The organism is Aestuariivita sp., from assembly GCF_049276915.1.
Classification (GTDB): domain Bacteria; phylum Pseudomonadota; class Alphaproteobacteria; order Rhodobacterales; family Rhodobacteraceae; genus Aestuariivita.
The window spans coordinates 1-26,554 of the sequence record NZ_JBASXK010000169.1; the positions used below are offsets into that span (position 1 = coordinate 1).

Here is a 26,554-nt window from a genome sequence, read left to right on the forward strand (position 1 = left end):
TGATTGTTCTGTCCTTCTTTGCCTACTCACTTTGGATGATCGGACCGTACCTCGTGTCGACCGTCGTGCGCGACGCGGCGGTGACGTCTTGGGCATACACCATCACGTCACCAATCGATGGGATCGTCGAGTTTGATGATTTTTCTATGGAAGATGATGCTGAAGGTGAAAAAGTTGTTCTGCGGATTAAGAACCTGTATTTGTCCCGGGCCTCGTTGATTAAGGCTGAAAACCAGGTCGAATATCAGGAGCGTATGATCCAGGAATGGGAAAACTTTCTCTCGAGCATCGAAGAGATCGAGCGCGATCGCTCAGTCCTGAAATCAGAGTTTGCTGAAGCATTCAGGCAGCAGTTGGTTATCCAGATCGAGAGCCTAGCCACGAATTTTGATATTACTCTGAAGCAGCTCGAGGCTATTAGCAAGATTGCTGATCGGGAAGAGGAACTCGCGCGACGTGGAGCATTGGCAAGGAACTCCGCAGATGAAGCGGCGCTCCGAGTTTCTGATCTTGAGTTGCAGTTGACCAATATCGCAACTGAACTGGAGAAAGATAAATTCCGGCTGGCGTCTGCTCAGAGCGGTGTTTTTCTGACCGAATTCGGTGAGGACCCGTCCTGGGTTCGCGGGTCTCGAATCGAGTTGAAAATAGAAAAGAAAAATGCGCGCTTGGAAATGCGGCGGGCGGAAATCGCCTTGCGCACCGCAAAGGCTCAGTACGAGGATACAAAGGCAGAATTTCAGCGCTTGTCCAACGTCGCAATCTCGCTGCCCGAGAACGGCGTAATATGGAGCCGCCATGTTGCGCGTGGTGCGGAGGTTCGGTCAGGGGATCCTCTCTTCACTTGGATCGATTGTTCTTTTCTGAAGATCGACGTGCCTGTGAGCGATGCCACGGTTGCGCTCATAAAGCCTGGAATGGAAGCACAGGTCATTCTTGAAGGCGCAAAGAGCGTTTATTCAGGACAGGTCATCATCACACGTGGTTCAGCTTCCACACTTGCAAGAGACGATCTTGCTGCAGTCGCAAAGGGGCGGCACGAAGGTGTTGCACAGGTTCTTCTGGACATCAGTCATCTGTCCGATGAGTTCGAAACATGCCCAGTCGGACGCGGAGCATATGTCGATTTTCCCGAAATTGGTCTGATTGAAGTAATCAGGGCCCGGCTTCGGTTGTAGGGCCGAAAGATGCTGAAAGATGGCAGGCAGCCAACCCGTGATGAGCGCGCGAAGGAGGCATCGGTTCTAAACACGGCGCTCGCAGATGCCGTGATCTGCGTGTTTCTATTCATTACCGGATTTGCAACCTTGTCCATGACCGTGATCAGCGAGGCTGTGCGCGGGACACTGATGCTATGCGCCGAGTTTTATTCATACGCGATACTGCGTTCCATTCATCGTGAACGGCTTGGGCGCTTTCGTTTCGGAATTGCCAAGCTCGAACAGTTCTGCAATCTCTTGATTGGGTCTGCGTTGATCCTGAGTGCGCTCTGGATTGCAGATCATATCTCTAGCTTGATCGTCCTTGGTGGGAGCACAGCCACTCCGATGGGGCTAGCTATAGCTGCTATTGTAAATGGTGCAAATACGCTGATCAACGTATTGGGCTTTCTGGCAATGAGAAATGCTGCCAGCTCTGACGATGGCGTGGTCTTTAAGGCACAGCTTCGCGCCCGTGGAGTAAAAACACTGTCTTCTCTGTTTGTTCAGGGAACCGTTACGATTGCAGCCCTTGCGAATGATCCGGTCCTGGCAATGTCATTCGATGCGCTTGGTGGGGCATTCGTGGTATGTTTGCAATTGGTTATCGGAGTGCGGATGGTCGGCGGATCGATCCCTGATTTGCTGGATCATTCGATGGACACAGAGATAAAAAATGCGGTGAACGCGCGCCTGCGTGCCGCGCATTTGGATCCATCTGCGTTCACGCTCCGTCGCACAAGACGCAATGGCAGCAGATATGACGTTGAGTTGCGGGCAGGCTTGGCTGCATTCGGGTCGACGGGTGACGTTTTGAAATCGTCTGAATACATCTGGCGCGATCTTGCCAAACAGTTCCCGGATGTCGACGTCACCATCGTGGCAGATGTTGAAACAGCCTCTCAACCTGTCCAGACTGTTCCAGTCCTTGAGAGGCGCTGGGGCGTGATGATCGTGAGCGAAGCGCTTTTGCTGGTCTTGTTGTTGGGATCGAACCTGTTTCTTGCCAGCCCGATTCTGCAGGGGCTTGTGGTCGTTGCTTCTCTTTTGCTGATAGCGGACCTCGTAGACAGGCTTGCCCTGGCACATGTTTCGGGAAAAGGGGCGCACCTTTACGAGTTTGGTGGTGAGAAGCTCCAGCAGGCAGCACGTCTGGGGTCGTCCGGGCTTTCGGTCGCGGCGGGCATCTGGTTGCTCGTCAATGTGCTGTCACCTACGCACAGCATAGTTGAAACGATACCGCAGGCGGACCTTGCCTTCGCAGCGGGCGGTTCTGCGGTGTATTTCCTTTTTTGCCTGGCCTCGGTCTTGCTTGTCCCGGCAGACACGCGACCGAAATGCGACCGTACCTCCAGCACTCGCACGTCGCGTGTAGTTGTTTCGGGCGTTCTGTTTGCAGTCTCGACCGCTACCGCTTTGACCAGCGACGCGATCTTGTCGACGCTTCTGTGCTCGATTGCAGTTTTGAGCCTTGCATCTGTCTTGCTGGTTTGCGGCGGCAAATACGCGTATCTCGCCGTGCTCGACATCATCGATTATCCCATCACACCTGCCGCTGAAGCAGATCTGCGATACGCGACGTCAAAAATTTCGAGGGATTTCGGCACAGTCGTCGATGTCCGCGCACGCCGTGTCGGAGGTGTCGTGTTTGTTCATCTGGATGTGTGCGTGCCGGGCAGCTCTTCGCTGTCAGATTTCAGGAGATTTGTTTCTGAAGTGAGGCAAGCGGTGGCCTCCCGATTTTCTTGGCTGTCTGTATCGATCAGCCTTGGCAATCCTTCCCGCTTTAACGGGGCGCACCTGTAGAACTCATGCGTCCATTTTCAGCTTCATGTCGGGTGTAATCCCGCCGATGCCGATTTTGGGGCGTTCGGTGTTTTACGTCCAAAGGCATCCGGTTGCGATCTGTTGATCTCGTGGGTGGTTTCAAAGATGTCGAGGTCCAGCCATTCGTGCCGGACCGTCCGGGTGTCGCGCTCGACATAAGCGTTCTTCTTCGGTCTCTGATATCCGTCAGCTGGACGAAAGCGGCCATAAAGCTTCCGCCCCGATTTTCGAAAAAGGAAGTAAGTTAGGTATTTTTTTCCCGCGTCAATATGCCTACTTGCATTCAGGTCAAGTTGAACAACAAGATCCTATGTGTAACGTCTCTTGGCTCATGGGCAGGCTAGGGCAATTTCGCTATGCATTCCAGCCTTTAGGTCAACCGATAGCACAACAGCTGAGGTTCCGCACAAGATGTGGGCAAAACTGGTCAAAAACGTGCGTACAGCGCCAACAGGTGTTGCTCGCTACATGGGCCAGCGTGCGCATAAGGTCGATACACACAGGGCCCGCACAGCGCGTCGCAGACGCCTTCAACTGAGTTCGTCCGGCTTGGGCTCGTTGAACGGGCGGGGTTTGCGGCGCGGTTTTAGCTGAAGTCTTGATTTGGGTTTGGTCTGCTTGGGGATGGGCAGCGGCCTAGGCTTGGGGTGCTGCTTGCGCCACGTCTCACCGACGACCTCACTCACCAGCATGACGCAGACCCGTTGACATGGGGTGATGCAAAATCACCAGGCTGATTTGATAAGTACTTCGCCACAAAATTCCGCACGGCAGAATTTCTTGGCTGCAGACCCCATTTCGGACCGCGCATCACGCTGTCATCCTTTCTGGGGCGCGCCACACAGCTTCAGCATGGCGGGCAATGGCTTGGTCACAGAGCAGCTTCAGCCGGTCGAATTGATCTGCCAAATAGGCATGACCGTCAGCCGCCATGGACGCAGTCGTCGTCCGGAAGGCCTTCGCATGCCACCGCCCAGTGTTGCTCATCCTCCTCCCGACTGGCGGCGTCAGGCGGCATCAGGTCAGCGGCGTAGCCCAGCCTTCGCAGGGCTGCGGCATAGGCCTTGGCGGCCTCCTCGGCGGTTGCATGGTGCGCCGGGTCGAAGTCGAGGTCGTACACGTCTTCGCCGGCGGTTAATTTGATGGTCATGCTGCCACCTGTTCGCATGCCGCCAGGAGGGACGCATTCTTGCGGGCCCACTCTGCCTTCAAGCGTCCATCCTGCAGGGCGAGCTCAAGCTCGCTGAGTACGGCGTGCATGCCAGCGAGGTCCGCAGCGGCAATCCCGGCTTCGGCATGGTCGAGGGCCTTGCGGGTCTTGGCGATGATCGTCGTCGCGTTCTCGATGATGTCTTCACGGGTATTCATTGGGTCGTCTCCTTTTGGACGCACTTCACCGGGCCGCAGGAAGCGGTTGTTGCAGGTCAGTGCTGTTTGGGTGATGGGTTAGTCGGCGGAATACCGGATCGCGCGCCCGAAGCGGGCGAAGTCGATCTCAGGCTGTGCGCGCTGACGGTCTTTCTGAAGGTAGCTTGCCGACATCCCGATGCGGGCTGCCTTCTCTGCTTCTGTCAGGTTGTACGTCTTACCGGGGATCTTGAAGTCCCGGCGTTCGGTCTGTGCTTCGGCGATCATTGTCTCCGTCTCCTGTTTTACACCGCCACTGGATGGGGTCGGCTTGTGACGAATCACATAACCTGATGCCAAACATGAAAATAGGGGACGATGGGGGACAATGGGGGACACGTCCCCCCGTCCCCCTGCATGGCACACGAACAGAACTATACGCTTAAGGTTTGCCTGATCCGCCGAATTCCAGCCTGTAGGGCAGACCCTTGCGCGCGCGGCCCAGCGCCTTCACAGACGCCTCCACACTCGTTGCCGGGTGGAACTCTACCGCAAGGGCGTCACGCGGCCCTAGTACCCGACACACGCCGTCCCCCATTACCGCGCGCCCGTCAGCCGCCCATCGGCTGAGAAGGGACGCGAGGGCGGCTGTGCGCCTTTGTTGCGCGGACGTGGGCTTGGGGTTTGGCTGGGCTGCAGGCGTGTCGGGCTTCGGCCAGATCATCACTTCAGGCGCAGGTAGGTCACGCCCGTAGCGTTCGGCCATCATCTTTTCTTCGGACAGTGCGTACAGGAGATCTGCAGCGTCGGCGCTATCGGCGGGCAGGATACCGTTTTCCGTCAGCCGCCACACTCGCACCGGATGATCCTCATCTGGCCATTCGATCAGGAAAGTCTTGCCCCAACGGTCGCGGATCTCGCACTGGGCACCGGGGCGTGGTTGCAGGAAGGTCATTGCGCCACCTCCCGCATAAGTTCATCTTCGATCCGCTGCGCGAGTTCTGGCAACTCGCTGCGGATCGCCGTGGCATAGGTTTCCGTTATGTCGCTGATCGAGTGTCCGACCAGTAGCTTCACCGCGACCTCGGGCACATTGGCGAGGGCACCGGCGACGATGTAGCCACGTCTCAAATCATGGTTCATGACGATCGGCGTCAGCTTCCGCAGGGTCTTGCGGGTATCGGTCAGGCGACCACCGCCGCGCGAGGCAGGGAACACCCATTGGCTATTGGGGTTCATCTTGCGTTGCTCGGTCAGGATCCGCTGCATCTCGCGGGTGATGGGGCGGGTCAGCAGCTGCCCTGACTTCATGCGCTCCCCGGGCACGGTCAGGCTGTCGCCGTCGATCTCGGCCCATGACAGGCCCAGCACCTCATCGCGGCGCATACCTGTCAGGAATAGGAACTGGAGCGCGCGGGCGGTGTTGAAGCTGGCAGAGGTCTTTGTCAGCCGCTCGAGGGCGTCATACCAGCCGCGCCGTTCTGCCGGCGGGATGGCCCCCGTCCGTGGCTGGGCCCGTGCCACGCGGTTCCGCTTCTTGGTCAGCCGCTCGACAGGGTTGCGGCCGTCATGTTCTGTCTCATCGGCCCATGTGTTCCAGATCGCCCGCAGGCTCCGCAACATGGATGCGGCGGTCCCTGCGCTGGTCTCGTCCAGAACCCTGTCGTAGGCGCTCCGCACCTTCGTGCCGTCGATGTCGGCAATGGACACGCGGATCCCCTTCGCCGTGGCGACCGGGTCTGCCTTGCCGCGGGCGTCCCGATCAGCGGTGTCGATGCCTGCAAACCGCATCAGCCCGTAGGCATAGGTGACGATGGTACTGTCCCGCACTTGCGGGTTGGCCTCGCGATGCAAGGCGAAGGCTTCGCCCAGCGTCATGCCCTTGGCTTGGACTGTCTTGCGCGCCTGCTTGGCTTTGGTCTTGCGGGGCACATGGGTGCCTGCGCGGAGCGCGGCCATAAGGTCTTCGGCCTCTCCCCGCAGGTCTTTTAGGCTCGTGGAGGGGCCGTACTCGGTCAGGGTGACGCGGTGCAGCTTACCGTCGATCCGCCGCTCCACGGCCAGCACAGCGCCTCTCTTGCCTCGCCGGCACACTAATCCGCGGGTTATGGTATCGCGCGCCAGGCCGCTGCCCTGGCCATCCGCCAGGAAGGCGTTGAGCCGTGTCTTGGTGAACTCGAATGTTTCGGCGGCGCTCTTGCCCCGCACGGTGTGAATCGGGATAACTTCCCCAGTCATGGCGATGCTCCTTTCCTATAGCCATCGTCGTGATCAGGCCCGGGCGAGTGTGTCACCACTCGGTCGGGCCGATTTGCTTCGGACCTCTTGATCCGTGGAGGTCAAAATGCGTTCTATGGAACGATTTTGCAACTGATAAATTGAAACACGGTGCAAGACCGTTTTGCAAAACCCCTTATTTTTATGGTACCGTGGGTGCTGATGCTACCCCGTATTACCCATGAATCGAGATTGTGGATCCAGAGGTCCCCCGTTCAAGCCGGGGAGGCGGTACCATTTTTCCCGATATCACTTATTCGATCTCTATGGTCTGCCTGAGTGCACCGGTCAGCTGATCAAAAATCAGAATTTGGTTGTCTGTGGTAACGACACCATACCAGCCACGGCCCTTGGTGAAGGTTTCGGCAGTTGTTCCATCGGGCAGGGTGATCTGATCGGGCAGCGCTGGGCCGGTTTGCGAGAAACGGATGACAATCAGGCTTGTGATGACTACAAGCCCGCCAATCATCACCACTGTCAGCAGGGTCACCAATCGGCGCAGGAAGCGCAGATTCGCCGGCTCGGGCAGGTTTTCCGAGGGGCCTTCCATGGGCACATCCTGTGTTCGTTTCACCATTGCGGCTGATCCGCCACCGCGCCTTGATAAGGCCTTGGCGCGCGATGTGCCAGAGAGCGTGTTGCTGTCGCGCACGCGACTGGCAAGGTTGATCGAAGACGGAGCCGTGGCCGTGAATGGCGCGGTGGTCTCAGCGCCGAAAGCCCGTGTGGCAGAGGGTGACACGGTCGAGATTACCGTATCAGAGAGCGAAGAGAGCCATATCGGCCCGGAACACATCCCGCTGGTCGTGGTGTTCGAGGATGATGATCTGATCGTCGTGAACAAGCCTGCGGGCATGGTGGTTCATCCCGCACCCGGAACACCCTCAGGCACGCTGGTCAATGCGCTGCTGGCGCATTGCGGGGAGAGCCTGTCGGGTGTTGGCGGGGTCAAGCGGCCGGGGATCGTGCACCGGATCGACAAGGAGACGAGCGGCCTGCTGGTCGTGGCCAAGACGGACGCCGCGCATCAGGGTCTTGCCGCCCAATTCGCAGCCCATACGGTTGAGCGCTATTACAAAGCCGTGGTGTATGGCGTGCCAGACGCGAATGATCCGCGTCTGCGCGGCATTCGCGGGGTGAATTTCGAGCCGGGCAATATTCTGAAACTGACAACGCAACTGGCCCGCCACAAGACGGACCGGCAAAGGCAGGCGGTGCTGTTTTCCAATGGACGTCACGCGGTTACGCGCGCGCGCGTGATCGAGCGCTTTGGCACCCCTGCAACTGTTGCACTGGTCGAGTGTTGGCTTGAGACCGGCCGTACCCATCAGATCCGTGTTCATCTGGCGCATGCAGGGCACGGTTTGATCGGGGATCCGGTCTATGGCGGAAAACGCAAACTCCCTGCAAAAGCGCTGTCGCAAACCGCATTGGACGCGGTCTCGGCCTTCCCGCGACAGGCACTGCATGCAGCGGTTCTGGGTTTTGTTCACCCGGTCAGCGGTGAGGAAATCCGGTTTGAGGCCGATATTCCTCAGGACATGAACGATCTGCTTTTGGCATTGCGCACAGCTTTGCAATGAAGCGCACATGCGCGTGAGCGCTTGGTCATATCTCTGGTAACATGAACTAAACGGTTCAATATGTATCAAGAGCGGCGGGTTCACACCTTGAAATGGGAAAGAGCGCACCACATATTGCATGTTAATACAGTAAACATCGTGAGGGGCATCACATGGCAAACTATGCAAATCTGCCAGCACCATCACCGGAAGGTGGGCTGAATCGGTACATGCAGGAGATCCGCAAGTTTCCTCTGCTGGAACCCGAGCAGGAATATATGCTGGCCAAGCGCTGGGTCGAGGAACAGGACACTGAAGCGGCACATCAGATGGTCACGTCGCACCTGCGTCTGGCGGCGAAAATCGCCATGGGGTATCGCGGATACGGATTGCCACAGGCCGAAGTGATTTCAGAAGCGAATGTCGGCCTGATGCAGGCGGTCAAGCGGTTCGATCCGGAGCGCGGGTTCCGTCTGGCGACCTACGCCATGTGGTGGATTCGTGCATCGATCCAGGAATACATCCTGCGGTCCTGGTCGCTGGTGAAACTGGGCACGACAAGTGCACAGAAGAAGCTGTTCTTCAATCTGCGTAAGGCCAAGGCCAAGATTGGTGCCCTGGAAGAAGGCGATCTGCGGCCCGAAAACGTCAAACGCATTGCCACCGATCTAGGGGTGACCGAGGACGAGGTTATCTCGATGAACCGGCGCATGTCGGGCGGAGATGCTTCGTTGAACGCGACCGTCGGCTCTGAAGGCGAGGGCACGATGCAATGGCAGGACTGGCTTGAAGACGAAGATGCTGATCAGGCTGCGGATTATGAGAAACGCGATGAGTTGACGGCCAGGCGCGAGCTGTTGGTTTCTGCCTATGGGGTGCTGAATGATCGCGAAAAGGACATTCTCACCAAGCGTCGTCTGGCGGATCAGCCGCTGACGCTTGAGGAATTGTCGAGCGAGTACAACGTCAGCCGTGAACGTATCCGCCAGATCGAAGTGCGCGCATTTGAAAAACTGCAAAAGCGCATGCGCGATCTGGCAAAGGAAAAGGGTATGCTGACATCTGCGTAACCCCTCGAGCGCCTATGTCATGCCCCACAAGCGGCCTCGGTTTTATCAACCGGGGCCGTTTTGGTGTCGGATGGGTTATGTGCGACACGACCCGTCCGAACATGGGCTTGCCCGAAGGCTTTGCTGTCGTGCTAGAATAAGGATCATACCGGGAGGAGAACATGGCAGGCGGCTGGGCAAAAGACGGCGCGGTGAGTGAACAGATCGAAGCCTCGATCAACGATGAGCTGGCCCGTCTCAAGGCGCGACGCGCGCCTGTCGGTCAGAGCCTGACCCATTGCGCCGAATGCGAAGAACAGATTCCCGAAGCCCGCCGGGTGGCCTTGCCCGGCGTGAAGCTCTGCATTGACTGCCAGCAGGAGAGGGACAGCGCCCACAGGTCTCGTGGAGGGATCAACCGGCGTGGATCCAAGGACAGCCAGCTGAAGTGAGCCTTAGGGCGCACGACACCGCCATTTTGACCTAGCGGTCGTTCAAGGCCTCCAGATAGGTCCGGACGGCTGTCTGCACATGACGAAACCTGTCGCCGCCCAGATGCTTGCCGCCATACCAGCGCGTGACCACGATGATATGGTTTGTGATCCCGTCGCGTTCCAGCATGCGCAGAATGACATTGCCGGCACCGGTTTCACCGTCATCTGATTTCAGCGGGGCGGTGGGTGTGATCAGACCCCAGCTGTTATGTGTAGCGCGGGCAAATTTCTTGCTGCGCTTGAGCTCTTTGAGAAACGCCCTGGCCTCAGCCTCGGACGTGCATGGACCACCCGCGACCGCGTATTTCGAGCCGCGATCGCTGATGATGTTGTCCAGAATGAGCATGCTGTCGCCATGAGCCCGGAACGGCTCACTCCATGGCTTCCAGCTCATCGATGAAGCCTGCGATCATGCTCAGACCCTTGTCCCAGAAGGCCGGGTCAGAGGCATCAAGACCGAAGGGCGCAAGCAGTTCCTTGTGATGCTTGGACCCGCCTGCTTTGAGCATATCGAAGTACTTTTCGACGAAACCGTCATCGCCTTCGGCATAGACCGAATAAAGTGCGTTCACCAGGCCGTCACCAAAGGCATAGGCATACACGTAAAACGGCGAATGCACGAAATGCGGAATATACGCCCAGAAGGTTTCATAACCCTCCATGAATTCGAAGGCAGGGCCAAGGCTTTCACCCTGAATGCTCATCCAGATCGCGTTGATGTCCTCTGGTGTCAGCTCTCCGGCGCGGCGAGCCTCATGCAGTTTGCACTCGAAGTCGTAAAAAGCGATCTGGCGGATCACGGTATTGATCATATCCTCGACTTTACCGGCCAGCAGGATCTTGCGCTGTTGCTGCGTTTCGGCACCATCCAGCATTTTCCGGAATGTCAGCATCTCGCCAAAGACGGAGGCCGTCTCGGCCAGGGTCAGCGGCGTTGAGGATAGCATCTCGCCCTGACCGGCGGCCAGAACCTGATGCACGCCGTGACCCAGCTCATGCGCCAAGGTCATCACATCGCGCGGTTTGCCCAGGTAGTTGAGCATGACATAGGGGTGCACATTGGTGACAGTGGGATGGGCAAAGGCACCCGGAGCCTTGCCGGGTTTGACACCTGCGTCGATCCAGCCCTTCTTGAAAAACGGTTCGGCCAGATCTGCCATGCGCGGATCAAAGGCACCATATGCGTCCATCACCATCTTTTCGGCTTCATCCCAGCCGACAATGCGCGTGTCTTCCATCGGCAGGGGCGCATTGCGGTCCCAGACCTGCATCTTGTCCAGACCCAGCCATTTGCGTTTCAGCTCGTAATAGCGATGGCTGAGCTTGGGATAGGCGGCGACGACGGCTTTGCGCAGGGCCTCGACGACTTCGGGTTCGACCTGATTGGACAGATGACGGCTCATCTGAGCCGATGGCATGCCGCGCCAGCGGTCGATGATTTCTTTTTCTTTGGCTTGCGTATTGTGCACACGGGCGAAGGTTTTGACATTGTCGGCAAAGACCGACGCCAGTTCACGCGCCGCTGCTTCGCGCATGTCGCGGTTTTGGTCGGTCAACAGGTTCAGCGTGCCTTCGATGTTCAACTCATCGCCGTTCACGAAAAAGGTCAGGCCTGCAATTGTCTCGTCAAACAGCCGTTCCCAAGCATCGCCAACCACGCCGAGGTCGTGCAGGAATTTCTCGAGTTCATCGCTGAGCTGATAGGGCTTCATTGCGCGGATGCGGTCAAAGATCGGTTTATAGCGCGCGAGATCATCGTTTTCTGCAAAACGCGCGTCCAGAATCCCGTCTTCGATCCGGTTGATCTCGAGCGTGAAGAACACCAGCGGCGTGGTGTAATTCGTGATTTTCTCTTGCAGATCGGACATGAATTTGGCCCGGCTTGCGTCGGTGGTCAGCTGATAATACCGCAAGCCTGCAAAGGACATGATACGTCCGGCCACCTGATTGATCCGCTCGTTACGCAGGATGCATTCAAGCATGCCCTTCGCATCCAGACCGGCCAGCTTGCCCTCATAATCCGCGGCAAAGGATGCGCATGCCTCCTCCAGCCAATCCAGATCACGCTTCAGTTCGGGCGCGTCCTCACCAGAGTAGAGATCGCTCAGATCCCACTCGGGCAGATTGCCCAGGCCGTCTCCTGCGGCAGAAGCGTTGGCATCGCGAATGGGATAGGGAAGCTGGAACATCAAAAAGACCTCATATTGTGTTCTTGTTCAGATAAGGTGCAGCGCGCGAAGGCACAACCAGAACACCACGTCTTTGGCGTTTCAAACAGTGATGTGAACTGTTGGACCGGGTCCGCGTTGCTGGATGACGCCAGAGGTGCCGGGATCATCCGAAATTGCGCAGTATGTCCTTCAGATCGTCCAGAGAATTGGCCTCCTGAAGGGGTTTGTCTTGCCTCCAGCGCGACATGCGCGGAAATCGCAGTGCCACGCCGGATTTGTGGCGCGGGCTTTCCTGAATGCCTTCAAAGGCGATCTCAAAGACATGGTGCGGGGTGACCTGCCGCACGGGGCCAAACCTTTGCAGGGTGTTCTTGCGCACCCAGGCGGTGATCTGGCGAAACTCGGCATCTGTGAGGCCGGAATAGGCTTTGGTAAAGGGCACAAGTTCATTGCCTTGCCAGACGGCAAAGGTGAAATCGGTAAACAGATTGGCCCGCCGTCCGTGGCCCTGCTGAGCATAGATCAACACGGCGTCAATGGTCAGAGGGTCCAGCTTCCATTTCCACCAATCGCCCTTTTTGCGGCCCGATAAATAGGGGCTGTCAGATCGTTTCAGCATCAAACCTTCGGCGCGCGCATCCCGTGCGGTGTCGCGCAGTTGCGCCAGATGTTCCCAGGTCTCGAACTGGACCTGAGGAGAGAGGCGAACGGGCGCTTGGGCTGGCAGGTCATCCAGCAAGGTTTCCAGACGCGCGCGGCGCGTGGCGAAGGGCTGGGTGCGCAGGTCTTCTCCGCGATCTTCCAGCAGATCATAGGCATAGAGGATCACCGGTGCCTCGGTGAGCAGCTTTTTGGGAACGGTTTTGCGCCCGATCCGCTTTTGAAGGGCATTGAACGGCATTGGCCGTCCGTCCCAGGCAAGAATCTCGCCATCCAGCACCGTCCCATCAGGCAGATAATCAAGCGCGCGCGTGAATTCCGGGAAGCGGTCGGTGATCAATTCTTCTCCACGCGACCAGACATAGTGCGCGCCCCCGCGCAGGATCAATTGGCCACGTATGCCGTCCCACTTCCACTCGGCCCGCCAGTTCATGGGCTCTCCGAGGGCGACGGGGGCATCCTCCAGCCCATAGGCAAGATAGAACGGATAGGGGCGTGAGGCGTCCGCTGTGGGATCGTCGGCCTCGATCAGCGCGTGATAGCTCGTGTCATCCGGGGACCAGTTGCCCATCAGGCGATGAGCCAGTTCCGCCTCGTCCTTGCCGGTCGCCTGCGCCAAGGCGCGGGTCATCAGTTTCTGACTGATCCCGATGCGAAAGCCACCAGTGATCAGTTTGTTGAAAAGAAAACGAGAGGTCGTATCAAGCTGGCTCCATGCAGTGAGAACTGTTGTTTTCCGCACCTTTTCATCTGCATCAGTAAGATCGCGCAGAACATTGATCCAATAGGATAAACTATGGTCGGATTCGGTGTCGGGTGGCGGCAGGAACAACGCGATGGTTTCGGCCAGATCGCCGACAATCGGATAGGCCTCTTCAAACAGCCATAAGGGATATCCAGCACGCTCGGAGGCCCATTCGCGAAGTTTGGTCGTGGTCACGGCCCGCTTTGGACGTCGACCCGAGAACAGGGCAATTGTCCACAGGCGATCTTCTTTGGGGGCAGATTCGAAATACTCTGCAAGAGCAGCCACTTTGACGGTGGTCTTGGTGGTCTGGTCGATACGTGTGAACAGGGCGGCGAAGGTTCTCATGCGTCTTCCGCATCCAGAGTTTCGCCTTCGAATTCGGTCGGGATAACTTTTGCCCGAAATCCCTGCTCATTAAGCCAATGCGTGAATATTTCTGTGTAACCATGCGTAACATAGATATTTTCTGCGCCAGTCTCCCTGATCGCTGTGTTCAGCCCGTTCCAATCCGCATGATCCGAGATCACAAACCCACGATCTGCTGCGCGTCTGCGCCGCACGCCGCGCAATTGCATCCACCCGCTTGCAAAGCCGGTGGAAACCGGACCGAACCTGCGCGCCCAGGTGGATCCGAAGGCTGCAGGCGTCGCTAGGACCAGTGCGCCGGGATGATCGGCGGGGTTCAAATCTGGGGTGATCCGTGTGGTCTGGGGAAGTCTCAGCCCCTGATCGCGCAGAACGTCATTGGTGTTCTCGACCGCGCCATGTGTGAGAACAGGGCCGATGGAACTGTCCAGAAGACACAGCAATCTTTGTGCTTTTCCCAAGGCATAGGCACCCAGAATCGGTGTTGTTCCCGCCGCGATGCAACTGCGCCACCAATCGTTGATCTCATGCGCGATTTCGACCTGTGGCCGCCAGCGAAACACTGGCAGACCGAAGGTGCTTTCGGTGATGAATGTGTGACAGCGGACCGGTTCAAACGGTGTGGACAGCCTGTCATCTTCCAGCTTGTAGTCGCCCGAGGCGACCCAGACTTCGCCGGCGACCTCGATTCTTATCTGAGCCGAACCCGGCACATGCCCCGCGGGGTGAAACGAAACAGTGGCCTCGCCCAACCTGATCTTTTTTCCGTAAGTAACTGTTTCGATTTTTATATCACCCAATCGGTGACGCATCACCGGGGCGGCCAGATCCGTCGTCAGATACTCTGCGTGACCAGGTCGCGCATGATCTGAATGCCCATGGGTGATCAGCGCCCGCGGCACAGGCCGCCAGGGATCGACGTAAAAATCGCCTGCAGGGCAATAGATGCCTTTGTCAGTGAAGGTCAGGACCGGATCGCGCGCCATGAACCAATCATAGCGCCCGAAAGTCAGCGCGCCAGATCAGGCTGAGTGCGAAACATTGGCCTGCGATTCGCCTCGGGCAAAGAGGTCAAGAATCTGCTGGAGAACCTGTGCGCGAATCTCCGGTCCTTCCATCAAAACTTCGTGCTGAGCGTCGTTGACGATGTGGAATGATCCGCCCGGCCAAGTTGCCATGCGCAAACGCATTTGCTCGCGATCAACGATGCTCTCCTCTTCACCCACAAGACAGATCGCCGGCATGGGCGGGACGGGCGCGCTCATCAGGTAACGGCATTCGCGCAAGGATTCCCCCAGCCAGCGCAGCGAGGGGCCGCCAAGGGCCAGTTCGGGATGCTCGTTGACCTGACGGGCCATGTAATTCCACATATCCTCATCATTCGTCAGCATGTTACCGGCAAAGGGCGAGGTTGCGACGTAATTCTCATAGCTTCTGGTCGGCGGCAGGCGGTGAGACTGCCCGATCCAACTGCTGGCATAATAGAGCGTCCAGGCAAGCTGTCTCATGCCGGGCGCGATGATGATCCCCCACATTGGCCCGGTGAAGGTGGCACTGCACACGTCCAACCCCTCAAGCACCGAGCGCAGGCCGATCGCTCCGCCCATGGAATGGCCCAGAACATGCCAGGGTTTTGGCATGTCAAGTTCTTTCGCCAGGGCAACCATTTCGACGACGTCTTTCTGATAGTCGGTGAATGACGCCACATGCCCGACGCGGGGGTCGTCCAGCAACCTGTCTGCCAGCCCCTGACCGCGCCAGTCGATTGCCATCATGGCATAATCATGCGCGCCCAACTCTTCAGCAAAACGCGCATATTTTTCAACATATTCGGTGCGCCCCGGCATCAGCAACAGGGTGCCGCGCGCCTTGTCCCGAGGCCAGGCGGCAATGCGCACGCGCACACCATCGGACGTGGTCCTCCAATAGGCTGCCGCCGTGTCCGGCCCTTCGGCCACCTCTGCAAAATACGGCGCCGCCTCAGAGTGCATCAGGCCAGAACCGACGCCAGTTTCATCGCCACGCCCATGTCACCGTCCACTGTCAGTTTGCCGGACATGAATGCGCTTGTGGGGTTCAAATCGCCGTCCAGTATCGAGCGAAACGTGTCTGCGTCCGCGGACAGCGTAACGTCTGCCGGATCATCGGAGATTCGCGCGCCCTCGCTATCCATGATGATAGCACCTTCATCTGCAATTTCGAATTTGGCAGTGCTGTCGAAACCAGCCGCCGCGATTTTGCTGTTCAGTTCCGCTACGGCCTGATTGAGGATATCGCTCATCTTCACACTCTCGTTTTAGTTTGCACCACGTCTGGATTTTGCGGCGCACTGGGTTAAACTCTGATGTGTTATGAACATTAGACCCACCAATCTCAAATGTATCGTGGCGGCATTTATGCTGTTAGTCACGTTTTCCTTACCTCTGGCCGCGCAAAGCGCCGAGGAAGAGGCGCTTTTGGCGGATCTGGCCCAGGCGGATGCACAGGCCGCTCTGCGCATCGATCGCGAGTTGCAGGCGCTCTGGTCCAAAAGCGGATCATCTTCGATGGATCTGCTTTTGCGCCGTGGACGCGAAGCGATGGAAGAGGGTGAAACAAACATTGCGATCGAGCATTTCACCGCGCTGACCGATCATGCGCCAGAGTTTGCAGAAGGCTGGCACTGGCGTGCGCAGGCATTTTTTGCGGCCGAACTCTATGGGCCGGCCGTTGCTGATCTTGAGCGGGCGCTGTCAATTAATCCTTTGAATTACAACGCTATTTTTGGACTTGGCGCAATTCTGGAAAGTTTCGGGGACGAAAAAGGCGCATATGAGGCCTATTCCCGCGTCAAGGCTATGCATCCCTTCCATGAGGAAGTAGACAGCGCACTGGAGCGTTTGGAATCGCGCGTTAGCGGCACCTCGCTTTAAGCCGGGACAATCAGGAGCAGGCCCTTGGCAGGTGCATCGCGGGTTGTGGCCGTCCTCGGCCCGACCAATACAGGCAAAACTCACTACGCCATCGAACGTATGCTAGGCTATCGCACGGGTGTGATGGGCCTGCCTTTACGCCTGCTTGCGCGTGAGGTGTATGACCGTATCGTGTCCATTCGCGGCCCGTCTGTTGTGGCACTTGTCACCGGCGAGGAACGGATCGTGCCACCGCGCACGCAATACTGGGTGTGCACGGTCGAGGCGATGCCCGAGGGCATGGGCGTCGACTTTCTTGCCGTGGACGAGATCCAGCTTTGTGCCGATCCCGAGCGCGGGCATGTGTTCACCGATCGCCTGATGCGCGCACGCGGATTGCATGAGACGCTGTTTCTGGGGTCGGACACGATGCGCGGGCCGATCCGTGCGCTGGTGCCAGAGGTTTCGTTTCAGGGCCGCGAGCGGATGTCCCAGCTGGTATATTCGGGCGCGAAAAAGGTCAGCCGCATGCCGCCGCGTTCGGCCATCGTCGGGTTTTCCGTCGATAATGTCTATGCCATCGCCGAGCTGATCCGCCGCCAGAAGGGTGGGGCCGCCGTGGTCATGGGCGCGCTCAGTCCGCGCACGCGCAATGCACAGGTCGCGCTCTATCAGAACGGAGAGGTCGACTATCTTGTCGCCACCGATGCAATCGGCATGGGGCTCAATCTGGATATCGACCATGTGGCCTTTTCGGCGCTGACCAAGTTTGACGGCCGGCGCATGCGCCCGCTGGCCCCCAACGAACTGGCTCAGATCGCGGGGCGCGCGGGACGCGGGATGTCGAACGGCACATTCGGGGTGACCGGCGAGGCAAGCCCGCTCGATGACGGCGTTGCACAAGCGATCATGGGCCATCGGTTCACGCCGCTCAAGAAGCTGAACTGGCGCAACCCCGCTCTGCAATTTGGCGCTGTGGATGCGCTGATCCATAGCCTTGAGGCCAATCCCGACGACGAAACGCTGATCAAGGCGCGTGAGGCGGATGACCTTCTGGCGCTCAAGACGCTGGCACAGGATGCTGAAGTCATGGCGCGTGCATCGGATGGCCCCTCGGTGCGTCTGTTGTGGGATGTCTGCCGAATCCCGGATTTCCGCGGGATCAGTCACTCGGAACATGCCAGCTTGTTGCTGGTGATTTTCAACCACCTCCATCAGCAGGGCCATGTGCCAACCGACTGGTTCGCGCGTCAGATCAAACGCATTGATCGCACGGATGGCGACATCGATACATTGTCGAAACGTCTGGCGTATATCCGCACATGGACGTATGTGGCCCAGCGAAACGGGTGGGTTTCCGACGAAAGCCATTGGCGCGAGGAAACGCGCGCGGTAGAAGACAGAGTGTCGGATGCGCTCCATGAGCGGCTGACCCAGAGATTTGTGGACCGGCGCACCTCGGTTTTGTTGCGCCGGCTCAAACAGAAGGAGGCCCTTTTGGCCGAAGTAAACGACAGTGGTGAAGTCACCGTAGAGGGTGAATTCGTCGGGAAACTGGATGTATTTCGATTCATCCAGGACAAAGGCGCAAGCGGTGCCGAAGCCAAGGCGCTGAAATCAGCATCGCTTCAGGCGCTGGCTCCTCATTTTCATCTGCGTGCAGACAGGTTTTACAACGCGCCCGATACCGAGATCGACTTTACCGAGCAGGGTGGTCTGATGTGGGGCGGGCAGGCCGTCGGCAAGCTTGTTGCCGGGGCAGAGCCGATGCGCCCGCGGATCGACGTGTTCGTGGATGATGTTGCCGGGCCCGAAGTTCTGCAAAAGGTGCAGCGCCGGTTGCAGCATTTCATGGATCGCAAGATCGCCAGTCTTTTTGAGCCGCTGATCGCCATGCAAAAGGACGAGGCCCTGTCCGGTCTGGCGCGGGGCTTTGCATTCCGGATGGTCGAACATCTGGGGATCATTCAACGCGGTGCCGTGGCCAATGAGGTCAAGGAACTGGATCAGGACGCGCGCGGTGCCCTGCGCAAACATGGCGTGCGCTTTGGTCAGTTCACGATTTTCATGCCCTTGCTGCTTAAACCGGCACCTACGCGCTTGCGCCTTGTGCTGTGGTCGCTGGCCAATGGTCTGGACCAGTTTCCCGAGGCACCACCTCCCGGATTGGTAACGATACCCAACACGACATCCGAGCCTGATGGATATCTGTCGATGGCGGGGTATCGCGGTGCCGGAGAACGCGCGATACGCATCGATATGCTGGAACGGCTGGCTGACATGCTGCGCGGCGAAAACAGCCGCGGAGGTTTCGAGGCCAAGGCCGATATGCTGTCGATCACCGGCATGACACTGGAACAGTTTGCCGATCTGATGCAGGGGCTTGGCTATCGCGCTGAGAAGGGCGAACGCGCAAAGGTCAAACAGGCAGTTGCCGCTTTGGCGGAAGACGCGTCAGCGCGTCACGAGGGTGCTGAACTGACCGAAGCGGATGCCGAGGCACCTGCCGCCGAAGAACCTGCCGCAATCGTAGAGGTTGCAGCGAAACCAGGCGATGACGCGCCCGAGATGGAGGTGTTTTACACCTTTACCTGGGGCGGCAATCGTCCCGCACGTCAGGGTGGCCGTCCCGCAGAGCGTGGTGGAGAGCGGTCGGGAGGCAAACCTCGCGGCAAGCCGAAAGGAAAGCCCAAGGGCAAGCCGGATCGCGGTGAGAAAGCGCCTCAGCAGTTTTCGGCGCGTCCCCCCAAAAAGGGAAAGCAGATTGATCCTGACAATCCCTTTGCTGCGGCTCTGATGGGATTGAGGGATCAGAAGTAAGCCCTTTGGAGGCCTCTGAGGATAAACTGCGCCTGGATAAATGGCTTTGGCAGGCGCGGTTCTTCAAGACGCGATCAATGGCTACGCGCGAGATCAGCGCAGGCCATGTGCGCATCAACGGCGAAAAGACCGACAAACCAGCGCGCGCGGTTGGTCAGGGCGATGTTCTGACCTTCGCGCAGGCCCGCCGTGTCAGGGTTGTGCGCGTTGAAATTCTGGGCACGCGGCGTGGCCCGGCCTCTGAGGCGCAGACGCTGTACACCGATCTCAGTCCGCAAGAGAACAAAGCCCCGGACAATCCCGGTTTCGAAGGAAAAGGCCGCCCGACCAAGCGCGACAGAAGGTCACTTGATCTTTCTCGCCGAGAGACGCTTGAATGAAGGCCGCGCCTGATTTACTTGGGCTGAAAATGCCAAAAAGAGATGATCTCAGCCCATGACTTATGTCGTTATCGACAATTGTATCGCCTGCAAATACACCGATTGCGTAGAGGTTTGTCCCGTGGACTGCTTTTACGAAGGCGAGAACATGCTGGTGATACATCCGGATGAATGCATCGACTGTGGTGTATGCGAACCTGAATGCCCCGCAGATGCGATCCGCCCGGATACAGAGCCGGACATGGAAAAATGGGTCGAGTTCAATCGCAAGTATTCCGAAGCCTGGCCTGTGATCGTTACCAAGAAAGATCAACTGCCTGACGCCGAAGAGCGGGACGGTGAGACCGGCAAGTTGGAGAAGTATTTCTCGGAAGCGCCGGGCGAGGGCGGTTAAGCGATTCGCCAGCAACCGTGGCAATCCCACGATTCACGCAAACACAGTGCGTCACGGTTCTGGATTCGAGCCTTATTTTTATGTGTTGGGGATTGTTTCCGTAGGGTTCTCTTCCGAAAGGCACATTTTTGTGCTATGTTCTCCGAGATGTCTTTAACGAACGTATATATCCCGCACGCCGACAGGTGCCGGGACTCGTAAACAGCAACAGAATGAAACAGCTGCTCGGGGCAAACGGATTGGCCCGCGGTTGTTTTCGTGTCGCCTGAGCGTCTGGAAATGGAAAAAACGCATGAGCAAATCTAAGAAACTCGACTTCCGCCCGAATGAATATGTTGTCTATCCTGCGCATGGCGTCGGACAGATCTTGTCGATCGAAGAGCAGGAAGTCGCTGGGATCACGCTGGAACTGTTCGTGATCTCGTTCGAAAAAGACAAAATGACCCTGCGCGTGCCAACGGACAAGGCCACGTCGGTCGGAATGCGCTCGCTGAGCTCGCCCGATGTCATCACCAAAGCGATGACCACGCTCAAGGGCAAGGCCAAGGTGAAACGTGCTATGTGGTCGCGCCGTGCGCAGGAGTACGAACAAAAGATCAACTCAGGCGACTTGATCTCGATCGCCGAAGTGGTGCGCGACCTGCACCGCACCGATGACCAGCGCGAGCAGAGCTATTCCGAGCGTCAGCTTTACGAAGCCGCTCTTGAACGCCTGACCCGCGAAGTTGCTGCGGTAAGCGGCAATGACGAGGGTGCCGCGGCCAAGCAGGTGGATGATGTGCTGACATCCCGCGCGGCTGCCTAAAACCGGATTTCACCGGATTATAAAGGCCGCGCAGTGGTTTGCGCGGCCTTTTTTGTGTTGCGATCCCCTCAGATCATCGCGGCCAGCATCACAAGACAGGCGATTTCCGTGACCTGCTGCGTCGCCCCCAGCACGTCGCCGGTCTGACCGCCGATCTTTGCGCGCGCGATGGCCGCGCAAAATGCGACGGCCAGACATGTCGCAAGGATCAACGGCGCGGTCGCCGGACCCGCAATCAGGATCAGCAGCACGAACCCAAGGCCGGCTGACAAAGCTGCCGCCAGCACGGGTGGGGTTCCAACATGGTCGGATAATCCACCGGGGCGCACGCGGGGCAAGGCTGACATCATCGCCGGCAAGCCCAACCGGGATGCAACGGCTATGGCGATCAACAGCCAGATGCTGCTGGCCAGAACAAGGCTGATGGCCAGCCATCGCAGTCCAACTGACATCACCAGGGCAAGGACGCCATAGGTGCCGATATGGCTGTCTTTCATGATCTCAAGACGGCGCTCCACGCTCCAGCCTCCCCAAAAGCCGTCTGCCGTGTCGGCAAGCCCGTCTTCGTGCATGGCTCCGGTGAGGATGATCTGAAGGGCAAGGAAAACGCCGGCTGCAAGTGCGCCTGGCAATCCGGCGGCCAGCGCAAGTGCCGCGGCGCTTGCGGCAATGGCACCGACCACAAGCCCGACAAGTGGAAAGGCCCACACCGCCTGTGCCTGACGCTGAAAAGCTTCGTCACGCAACCTCGGAACAGGCAGGCGCGTCAGCAGCGCAAGGGCAACGGGGATATCCCGGATCCTGAAAGGGGCAGTGTCGTTTTCGCGCATGTCCGATCTGTATTCCGGTCTTGTGAGGTGCTGTGCTTCGGTTAAACACGCAGGCATACCAAGATGCAACGAGGCGTGGCCTATGCCTGATTTTGATGATTTTGAAGGGTTGCGCGCCCTTCTGAGTGCCGCTCCTGCGGCTGATGCCCAGGCACAGGCCGCGGCCCGGGAGCGCAACACCCAGTTGACCAAGCCCCCTGCCGCTTTGGGCAGGTTGGAAGATCTGGCGATCTGGTATGCTGGTTGGAGGGGAAATCCGCGGCCCGCTGTCTCGTCACCGCAGATCATCATTTTTGCGGGAAATCATGGCGTTGCAGCGCAAGGTGTCTCGGCGTTTCCGGCTGAAGTGACGGCGCAGATGGTGCTGAATTTTCAGGCCGGCGGCGCGGCGATCAACCAGCTTGCGCAGGTCGCTGGCGCGCGACTGGATGTGCATGCGCTGGATCTGGATCGCCCGACAGCAGATTTCACGCATGGCCCCGCGATGAGCGAGGCGGATTGCGTGATCGCTTTGCAAACAGGCTGGGATGCTGTCGATCCGGCAAGCGACCTGTTGGTCGTTGGCGAAATGGGCATTGGCAACACGACCTCGGCGGCGGCGATTGCCTGCGCGTTATTTGGCGGAGATGCGGCGGATTGGGCCGGGCGGGGCACCGGTGTGGATGATGCGGGGCTGGCCACTAAAGCCCGTGTTGTAGATGAAGGTGTTCAGCGGCATCGCGGCGGCGATGGGCTGGAGACATTGGCGCGGCTTGGCGGGCGCGAGTTGGCGGCAATGGCAGGGGCGATTGCGCGGGCGCGGACAGAGCGTATCCCGGTGATCCTTGATGGGTTCATCTGTTCGGCTGCGGCGGCCTGTCTGGCCCAGACCGAAGGACGGGCGCTTGAGCACTGCGTTGCCGGGCACCTCAGTGCAGAGGGCGCGCATGGGCGCTTGCTGGCGGCGTTGAACAAAACACCGCTGTTGTCTTTGGACATGCGGCTTGGGGAAGGGTCGGGCGCGGCGCTTGCCATTCAGGTGGTGAAAGCCGCCGTGGCCTGTCATTCGGGCATGGCGACATTTTCCGAGGCCGGTGTGGCGGACGGTTGAAACCTCAGGCGGATTTCTTGCTTGTGTCTTGCGAGCGGTTCAGGAGGGCAACCTCGAGTTCTTTCTCCAATTCCTTGGCGCGCGCGATATAGGCAGCATTTTCACTGGCCGGGATGTCCGGATCCCAGACTTCGGCCAGTTGTCGCACGGCGTATCTGTCATGGGCATAGAAGGTGCGTTCGGCCTCGGCGGCCTCGTATTCGCTCAGGCCGATATTCTCCAGAACATAGCGACCTGCACGCAGGCTACCGTCAAACATCTCGCGTACGATGTCATTGGCCCCTGCTTTGTACAGGCTGAACACATGGTTGCGGTCATGGGCGCGGGCAACGATGTGGATGTCAGGGCGTTCGCGGCGCGCATATTTGACCAGTTTGATCGCCGCGGCAGGATCATCCAGTGCGACCACCAGCACTTGGGCCTTGGCAAGCCCCGCCGCTTTGAGCAGTTCCGGACGTGTCGGATCGCCCAGAAACCCTTTGAAGCCAAAGCGGCGCATCAGCTGGATTGTTTGCATGTCGTGATCCAGAACGACCGTCTTGAACCCGCTGGCCTGAACCAACCTGTTCACGATCTGACCAAAGCGCCCGATACCGGCGATGATCACCGGGCCGACCTCATCGATCTCATCGGGCTCCTGCGTTGGCCCGGTCTCGACCATCCGGCGCGAGAGCTGGTCATAGAGGATGAACAAAAGTGGTGTGATCAGCATGGACAGGGCGATGACCAACAGCATTTTTTGCCCCAAATCCGCCGGTATCACGTTCTGCTGAAGCGAGAACGAGATCAGCACAAAGCCAAACTCACCCGCCTGAGCAAGGCCAAGCGTGAAAAGCCACTGGTCGCGGCCCTTCAGTTTGAAGGCTTTGCCCAACGCATAAAGCACCATCCCTTTGGCCAAGATCACCAGCAAAGCCAACCCGATCAGATCCCCCGGATCCGCCAGGAATGCCACAAAGTCGATACCGGCCCCGACCGTGATGAAAAACAGCCCCAGAAACAGGCCCTTGAAGGGCTCAAGGTCGCTTTCCAGTTCATGGCGGAACTCGCTGTTGGCCAGCACAACGCCCGCCAGAAACGCACCCAATGCCGGCGACAGACCCACCAGCATCATCAGGAATGAGATGCCCACCACGATCAACAGGGCAAGCGCGGTGTACATTTCGCGCAATCGCGCCAAGTGGATATAGCGAAATACCGGGCGTGTCAGATAGATGCCCGCCAGGATGACCGCAGCAATTGCACCAAGTGTCACAAGGGTGACGCCCCAGCCAGGCAACCCTTCGACCAGAGAAAAGGTCATGCCACCATGGCCGTCACCATGACCAGCGTCGGTGCCGTGAGTCGTGCCATCATCGGCCAGCCGAGATGGAACCGAGAGCGCCAGCAAAGGCAGCGCCGCAAGGATCGGGATGACGGCAATGTCTTGTGTCAGCAGCACCGAGAAGGCCGAGCGCCCACCTCCTGTCTGCATCAATCCCTTTTCAGACAGGGTCTGCAGGACGATGGCCGTGGACGAAAGGGACAGGGCCAGACCGATGGCCAAAGCCTCGGTCCAGGGGCGCCCCATCGCCATCGCTGCGGCCGTCAGCACCAGGGTGGTGAGCACCACCTGAGCCCCTCCCAGCCCGATCAGCCGGTGGCGCATCGCCCACAGGGCGCGCGGTTCAAGCTCAAGCCCGATGAGAAACAGCATCATCACGACACCGAATTCTGCGACATGCTGCAGATCCTGCGTCTCGGATCCGACCAACCCCAGTACAGGGCCAATCATGATACCGGCCGCCAGATAGCCCAGAACCGACCCCAGCCCAAGACGGGCGGCGATCGGAACGGCGATCACGGCAGCGGCCAGATAGATCGAGGCCTGAAAGAGAAAGGTTTCCATGGTACTCCCGGGTGGTCAGGTGGGCAGCGGTGCGTCTTGTTTAAGCTGATCCATCACGATCTGGCTTTGAACTCGTGCAACAGCAGGGTGCGGCAGAAGCACCTCATGAATCAAGGTGTTGAGCGCTGCTAAATCGCTGCAATAGACGCGCAGCAGGTAATCTGCCTCCCCGGTCAGGGTCCAGGCGCTGATGACTTCGGGCCGCATCTTGATAAGTCGGGAAAAGCTTTCGGACTGTTCAGGGCCGTGGGTGGCCAGTTGGACCTGTACAAATCCCTGCACCGTCAGACCGATGCGCCCCGGGTCCAGCCTGGCCGAGTAGCCCTGAATATAGCCTTCCGACTCGAGCCGCTGGCGACGGCGGCCTGCCTGGCTGGGCGAAAGGTTGAGAATGTCGCCCAATTGTTGTGCCGTCAGGTGCGCATCTTTTTGCAGTGCGTCGAGCAATCTGGTGTCCATCTTGTCAAGCATGCGCGTGAACTCCGTATGAAATCTTACTGTAAAGCTGGATATGCGCATGCAAACGTCAAGGCGTAATGAAGAATGCGCAGAATACGCGCGAAATATTGCGTATCCTAAGCATAAGCGAACAGATTCATCAGAGGAGACGCGCTCATGGGACCTTTCCCGCATCACGCACCGCGTGCCGAGATTACAGATCAAAACCCTGCAGGAACAGATGGATTCGAATTTGTCGAATTCGCGCATCCCGAGCCCGAGCAGCTTCGTACCCTCTTTGCCAAGATGGGGTATGTCCATGTGGCCAATCACAAGTCCAAGCAGATCGAGCTTTGGCAGCAGGGGGATATCACCTATGTGATCAACGCCGAGCCGGGCTCTTTCGGCAATCGCTTTGTTGCTGAACACGGACCCTGTGCACCGTCCATGGCGTGGCGTGTGCGCGATGCGCAGCATGCCTATGATTATGCCGTGTCCAAAGGGGCAGAGCCACATCTGGACGATGACAAAACGGTCGATTGGCCTGCGATCAAGGGCATCGGCGGCTCTCTGATCTATTTCACCGATCAGTATTGGGACACCTCACCCTATAACGAGGAATTCGACTGGATCGCGCAATCCAAGCCAAAGGGGGAGGGGTTCTATTACCTCGATCACCTCACGCATAATGTGTTCAAGGGCAATATGGATGTCTGGTTCAAGTTCTACGGCGAGCTGTTCAATTTTCGCGAGATCCGGTTCTTTGACATTGCTGGCAAGTTCACCGGCCTTCTGTCGCGCGCGCTGACGTCACCTTGCGGTCGTATCCGAATTCCGATCAACGAAGATCGGGGAGAGACGGGTCAGATCGTGGCCTATCTCAAGAAATACAATGGCGAAGGCATTCAGCACATCGCGGTGGGAAGCAACGACATTTACGACAGCGTGGATGCGATTGCCGAAAATGGGATCACATTCATGCCCGGACCTCCCGCAGCCTATTATGCCCTCTCCAAGGATCGGGTTGTGGGCCATGAGGAACCGCTGGACCGGATGCAAAAGCATGGCATTCTGATTGACGGCGAAGGTGTAGTGGATGGTGGTGAAACCAAGATCCTGCTCCAGATCTTCTCGAAAACCGTAATCGGCCCAATCTTTTTCGAGTTCATTCAACGCAAGGGCGATGATGGGTTCGGCGAGGGGAATTTCAAAGCCTTGTTCGAAAGCATCGAGCAAGAGCAGATCGATTCCGGAGAGCTGGTAGGCGGATAAGGCCCAGGTCTGGCGCATGAAACAACACAGCCGCTTCCGGGTATAC

27 protein-coding genes and 1 pseudogene are annotated in these 26,554 nt (G+C 58.3%); 12 read left to right on the forward strand and 16 right to left on the reverse strand.

Annotation, left to right across the window (positions count from 1 at the left end):
• The coding region (locus tag WAO69_RS17760; RefSeq protein WP_422181623.1) for an HlyD family efflux transporter periplasmic adaptor subunit at window positions 1-1,178 on the forward strand (1,178 nt) is incomplete at its 5' end.
• Window positions 1,179-1,187: 9 nt separating this feature from the next.
• On the forward strand, window positions 1,188-3,005 hold the full coding sequence (locus WAO69_RS17765) for a cation transporter (RefSeq protein ID WP_422181625.1): 1,818 nt from the start codon (window positions 1,188-1,190) through the stop codon (window positions 3,003-3,005).
• Window positions 3,006-3,008: 3 nt separating this feature from the next.
• Here the strand turns inward: WAO69_RS17765 and WAO69_RS17770 are convergent.
• From WAO69_RS17770 to WAO69_RS17800, 7 genes and pseudogenes are all read right to left on the reverse strand, one after another.
• A pseudogene (locus tag WAO69_RS17770) lies at window positions 3,009-3,202 on the reverse strand (integrase core domain-containing protein); the annotation flags it as partial.
• A gap of 746 nt (window positions 3,203-3,948) precedes the next feature.
• A complete protein-coding gene (locus tag WAO69_RS17775) occupies window positions 3,949-4,176 on the reverse strand; it encodes a hypothetical protein (protein WP_422181627.1) in 228 nt (75 codons plus the stop codon).
• Entirely contained in the window at window positions 4,173-4,394 is a 222-nt protein-coding gene (locus WAO69_RS17780; protein ID WP_422181629.1) for a hypothetical protein, read from the reverse strand. The genes WAO69_RS17775 and WAO69_RS17780 overlap by 4 nt, the downstream gene beginning before the upstream one ends.
• Window positions 4,395-4,472: 78 nt before the next feature.
• Window positions 4,473-4,661: a hypothetical protein gene (locus WAO69_RS17785; protein WP_422181631.1), complete on the reverse strand. Its 189-nt coding sequence runs from the start codon at window positions 4,659-4,661 to the stop codon at window positions 4,473-4,475.
• Between the two features lie 154 nt (window positions 4,662-4,815).
• On the reverse strand, window positions 4,816-5,328 hold the full coding sequence (locus tag WAO69_RS17790; protein ID WP_422181633.1) for a hypothetical protein: 513 nt from the start codon (window positions 5,326-5,328) through the stop codon (window positions 4,816-4,818).
• The gene (locus WAO69_RS17795; RefSeq protein ID WP_422181635.1) at window positions 5,325-6,611 is read right to left on the reverse strand and encodes a tyrosine-type recombinase/integrase; all 1,287 of its coding nucleotides are present in this window, start codon (window positions 6,609-6,611) and stop codon (window positions 5,325-5,327) included. The genes WAO69_RS17790 and WAO69_RS17795 overlap by 4 nt, the downstream gene beginning before the upstream one ends.
• A 292-nt stretch (window positions 6,612-6,903) precedes the next feature.
• Window positions 6,904-7,200 carry a DUF6476 family protein gene (locus tag WAO69_RS17800; protein ID WP_422181637.1) on the reverse strand — a complete coding sequence of 99 codons (297 nt, stop codon included), beginning with the start codon at window positions 7,198-7,200 and terminating at the stop codon, window positions 6,904-6,906.
• Between WAO69_RS17800 and WAO69_RS17805 the strand changes: the two genes are divergently transcribed.
• The 3 genes from WAO69_RS17805 to WAO69_RS17815 all read left to right on the forward strand — a co-directional run bounded on the left by WAO69_RS17805 (window position 7,199) and on the right by WAO69_RS17815 (window position 9,713).
• On the forward strand, window positions 7,199-8,233 hold the full coding sequence (locus WAO69_RS17805; protein WP_422181639.1) for an RluA family pseudouridine synthase: 1,035 nt from the start codon (window positions 7,199-7,201) through the stop codon (window positions 8,231-8,233). The two genes, WAO69_RS17800 and WAO69_RS17805, sit on opposite strands and share 2 nt — an antisense overlap.
• Window positions 8,234-8,385: 152 nt before the next feature.
• Window positions 8,386-9,282 carry an RNA polymerase sigma factor RpoH gene (gene rpoH / locus WAO69_RS17810; protein ID WP_422181641.1) on the forward strand — a complete coding sequence of 299 codons (897 nt, stop codon included), beginning with the start codon at window positions 8,386-8,388 and terminating at the stop codon, window positions 9,280-9,282.
• A 161-nt stretch (window positions 9,283-9,443) separates the two neighbouring features.
• Window positions 9,444-9,713 (forward strand): DksA/TraR family C4-type zinc finger protein, encoded by a 270-nt coding sequence (locus WAO69_RS17815; protein WP_422181643.1) that lies wholly within the window; start codon window positions 9,444-9,446, stop codon window positions 9,711-9,713.
• Between the two features lie 31 nt (window positions 9,714-9,744).
• Here the strand turns inward: WAO69_RS17815 and WAO69_RS17820 are convergent, their stop codons facing one another.
• The 6 genes from WAO69_RS17820 to WAO69_RS17845 form a co-directional block, all read right to left on the reverse strand.
• Window positions 9,745-10,101, reverse strand: coding sequence for a YigZ family protein (locus WAO69_RS17820; protein ID WP_422181684.1), 357 nt, complete (start codon window positions 10,099-10,101; stop codon window positions 9,745-9,747).
• Between the two features lie 25 nt (window positions 10,102-10,126).
• Complete coding sequence (locus WAO69_RS17825; protein ID WP_422181645.1) at window positions 10,127-11,944, reverse strand: M3 family oligoendopeptidase; 1,818 nt, start codon at window positions 11,942-11,944, stop codon at window positions 10,127-10,129.
• A gap of 145 nt (window positions 11,945-12,089) precedes the next feature.
• Window positions 12,090-13,679 (reverse strand): ATP-dependent DNA ligase, encoded by a 1,590-nt coding sequence (locus WAO69_RS17830; RefSeq protein WP_422181647.1) that lies wholly within the window; start codon window positions 13,677-13,679, stop codon window positions 12,090-12,092.
• A complete protein-coding gene (locus WAO69_RS17835; RefSeq protein ID WP_422181649.1) occupies window positions 13,676-14,686 on the reverse strand; it encodes a ligase-associated DNA damage response exonuclease in 1,011 nt (336 codons plus the stop codon). Before WAO69_RS17835 ends, WAO69_RS17830 begins: the two co-directional genes overlap by 4 nt.
• Window positions 14,687-14,722: 36 nt before the next feature.
• On the reverse strand, window positions 14,723-15,691 hold the full coding sequence (locus tag WAO69_RS17840; RefSeq protein WP_422181651.1) for an alpha/beta fold hydrolase: 969 nt from the start codon (window positions 15,689-15,691) through the stop codon (window positions 14,723-14,725).
• On the reverse strand, window positions 15,691-15,981 hold the full coding sequence (locus WAO69_RS17845) for an SCP2 sterol-binding domain-containing protein (RefSeq protein WP_422181653.1): 291 nt from the start codon (window positions 15,979-15,981) through the stop codon (window positions 15,691-15,693). The genes WAO69_RS17840 and WAO69_RS17845 overlap by 1 nt, the downstream gene beginning before the upstream one ends.
• Window positions 15,982-16,051: 70 nt before the next feature.
• Between WAO69_RS17845 and WAO69_RS17850 the strand changes: the two genes are divergently transcribed.
• The 5 genes from WAO69_RS17850 to WAO69_RS17870 all read left to right on the forward strand — a co-directional run bounded on the left by WAO69_RS17850 (window position 16,052) and on the right by WAO69_RS17870 (window position 20,990).
• Window positions 16,052-16,612: a hypothetical protein gene (locus WAO69_RS17850; protein WP_422181655.1), complete on the forward strand. Its 561-nt coding sequence runs from the start codon at window positions 16,052-16,054 to the stop codon at window positions 16,610-16,612.
• Window positions 16,613-16,636: 24 nt separating this feature from the next.
• The gene (locus WAO69_RS17855) at window positions 16,637-19,411 is read left to right on the forward strand and encodes a helicase-related protein (RefSeq protein WP_422181657.1); all 2,775 of its coding nucleotides are present in this window, start codon (window positions 16,637-16,639) and stop codon (window positions 19,409-19,411) included.
• Window positions 19,412-19,416: 5 nt separating this feature from the next.
• Window positions 19,417-19,791, forward strand: a complete 375-nt coding sequence (locus WAO69_RS17860) for an RNA-binding S4 domain-containing protein (RefSeq protein ID WP_422181659.1) — start codon at window positions 19,417-19,419, stop codon at window positions 19,789-19,791.
• A 55-nt stretch (window positions 19,792-19,846) separates the two neighbouring features.
• On the forward strand, window positions 19,847-20,185 hold the full coding sequence (fdxA, locus tag WAO69_RS17865) for a ferredoxin FdxA (RefSeq protein ID WP_422181661.1): 339 nt from the start codon (window positions 19,847-19,849) through the stop codon (window positions 20,183-20,185).
• A gap of 292 nt (window positions 20,186-20,477) precedes the next feature.
• Complete coding sequence (locus WAO69_RS17870) at window positions 20,478-20,990, forward strand: CarD family transcriptional regulator (RefSeq protein ID WP_422181663.1); 513 nt, start codon at window positions 20,478-20,480, stop codon at window positions 20,988-20,990.
• 68 nt (window positions 20,991-21,058) lie between these two features.
• On the opposite strand, the gene cobS is transcribed toward WAO69_RS17870, so the two are convergent.
• Window positions 21,059-21,820: an adenosylcobinamide-GDP ribazoletransferase gene (gene cobS / locus WAO69_RS17875; RefSeq protein WP_422181665.1), complete on the reverse strand. Its 762-nt coding sequence runs from the start codon at window positions 21,818-21,820 to the stop codon at window positions 21,059-21,061.
• 82 nt (window positions 21,821-21,902) lie between these two features.
• Here cobS and cobT point away from each other — a divergent pair, with 82 nt between their 5' ends.
• Window positions 21,903-22,910 (forward strand): nicotinate-nucleotide--dimethylbenzimidazole phosphoribosyltransferase, encoded by a 1,008-nt coding sequence (gene cobT, locus WAO69_RS17880; protein WP_422181667.1) that lies wholly within the window; start codon window positions 21,903-21,905, stop codon window positions 22,908-22,910.
• 4 nt (window positions 22,911-22,914) lie between these two features.
• On the opposite strand, the gene WAO69_RS17885 is transcribed toward cobT, so the two are convergent.
• Both WAO69_RS17885 and WAO69_RS17890 read right to left on the reverse strand, forming a co-directional pair.
• Window positions 22,915-24,798: a cation:proton antiporter gene (locus WAO69_RS17885; protein WP_422181669.1), complete on the reverse strand. Its 1,884-nt coding sequence runs from the start codon at window positions 24,796-24,798 to the stop codon at window positions 22,915-22,917.
• A gap of 15 nt (window positions 24,799-24,813) precedes the next feature.
• On the reverse strand, window positions 24,814-25,269 hold the full coding sequence (locus WAO69_RS17890) for an Lrp/AsnC family transcriptional regulator (protein WP_422181672.1): 456 nt from the start codon (window positions 25,267-25,269) through the stop codon (window positions 24,814-24,816).
• A 144-nt stretch (window positions 25,270-25,413) separates the two neighbouring features.
• Here WAO69_RS17890 and hppD point away from each other — a divergent pair, with 144 nt between their 5' ends.
• Window positions 25,414-26,508, forward strand: coding sequence for a 4-hydroxyphenylpyruvate dioxygenase (gene hppD, locus WAO69_RS17895; RefSeq protein ID WP_422181674.1), 1,095 nt, complete (start codon window positions 25,414-25,416; stop codon window positions 26,506-26,508).
• Window positions 26,509-26,554 lie beyond the last annotated feature (46 nt).

Bases quoted from the DNA above. Each gene is read 5' to 3' on its own strand.
- WAO69_RS17825 (WP_422181645.1), bottom strand. From the start codon at position 11,944: ATGTTCCAGCTTCCCTATCCCATTCGCGATGCCAACGCTTCTGCCGCA.
- WAO69_RS17765 (WP_422181625.1), top strand. From the start codon at position 1,188: ATGCTGAAAGATGGCAGGCAGCCAACCCGTGATGAGCGCGCGAAGGAG.
- rpoH (WP_422181641.1), top strand. From the start codon at position 8,386: ATGGCAAACTATGCAAATCTGCCAGCACCATCACCGGAAGGTGGGCTG.
- WAO69_RS17830 (WP_422181647.1), bottom strand. From the start codon at position 13,679: ATGAGAACCTTCGCCGCCCTGTTCACACGTATCGACCAGACCACCAAG.
- WAO69_RS17870 (WP_422181663.1), top strand. From the start codon at position 20,478: ATGAGCAAATCTAAGAAACTCGACTTCCGCCCGAATGAATATGTTGTC.
- WAO69_RS17775 (WP_422181627.1), bottom strand. From the start codon at position 4,176: ATGACCATCAAATTAACCGCCGGCGAAGACGTGTACGACCTCGACTTC.
- WAO69_RS17800 (WP_422181637.1), bottom strand. From the start codon at position 7,200: ATGGAAGGCCCCTCGGAAAACCTGCCCGAGCCGGCGAATCTGCGCTTC.
- WAO69_RS17815 (WP_422181643.1), top strand. From the start codon at position 9,444: ATGGCAGGCGGCTGGGCAAAAGACGGCGCGGTGAGTGAACAGATCGAA.
- WAO69_RS17890 (WP_422181672.1), bottom strand. From the start codon at position 25,269: ATGCTTGACAAGATGGACACCAGATTGCTCGACGCACTGCAAAAAGAT.
- WAO69_RS17785 (WP_422181631.1), bottom strand. From the start codon at position 4,661: ATGATCGCCGAAGCACAGACCGAACGCCGGGACTTCAAGATCCCCGGT.
- WAO69_RS17840 (WP_422181651.1), bottom strand. From the start codon at position 15,691: ATGCACTCTGAGGCGGCGCCGTATTTTGCAGAGGTGGCCGAAGGGCCG.
- WAO69_RS17795 (WP_422181635.1), bottom strand. From the start codon at position 6,611: ATGACTGGGGAAGTTATCCCGATTCACACCGTGCGGGGCAAGAGCGCC.
- WAO69_RS17805 (WP_422181639.1), top strand. From the start codon at position 7,199: ATGGGCACATCCTGTGTTCGTTTCACCATTGCGGCTGATCCGCCACCG.
- fdxA (WP_422181661.1), top strand. From the start codon at position 19,847: ATGACTTATGTCGTTATCGACAATTGTATCGCCTGCAAATACACCGAT.
- WAO69_RS17780 (WP_422181629.1), bottom strand. From the start codon at position 4,394: ATGAATACCCGTGAAGACATCATCGAGAACGCGACGACGATCATCGCC.
- WAO69_RS17790 (WP_422181633.1), bottom strand. From the start codon at position 5,328: ATGACCTTCCTGCAACCACGCCCCGGTGCCCAGTGCGAGATCCGCGAC.
- WAO69_RS17845 (WP_422181653.1), bottom strand. From the start codon at position 15,981: ATGAGCGATATCCTCAATCAGGCCGTAGCGGAACTGAACAGCAAAATC.
- WAO69_RS17835 (WP_422181649.1), bottom strand. From the start codon at position 14,686: ATGGCGCGCGATCCGGTCCTGACCTTCACTGACAAAGGCATCTATTGC.
- WAO69_RS17850 (WP_422181655.1), top strand. From the start codon at position 16,052: ATGAACATTAGACCCACCAATCTCAAATGTATCGTGGCGGCATTTATG.
- WAO69_RS17820 (WP_422181684.1), bottom strand. From the start codon at position 10,101: ATGCTCATTCTGGACAACATCATCAGCGATCGCGGCTCGAAATACGCG.
- hppD (WP_422181674.1), top strand. From the start codon at position 25,414: ATGGGACCTTTCCCGCATCACGCACCGCGTGCCGAGATTACAGATCAA.
- cobT (WP_422181667.1), top strand. From the start codon at position 21,903: ATGCCTGATTTTGATGATTTTGAAGGGTTGCGCGCCCTTCTGAGTGCC.
- cobS (WP_422181665.1), bottom strand. From the start codon at position 21,820: ATGCGCGAAAACGACACTGCCCCTTTCAGGATCCGGGATATCCCCGTT.
- WAO69_RS17885 (WP_422181669.1), bottom strand. From the start codon at position 24,798: ATGGAAACCTTTCTCTTTCAGGCCTCGATCTATCTGGCCGCTGCCGTG.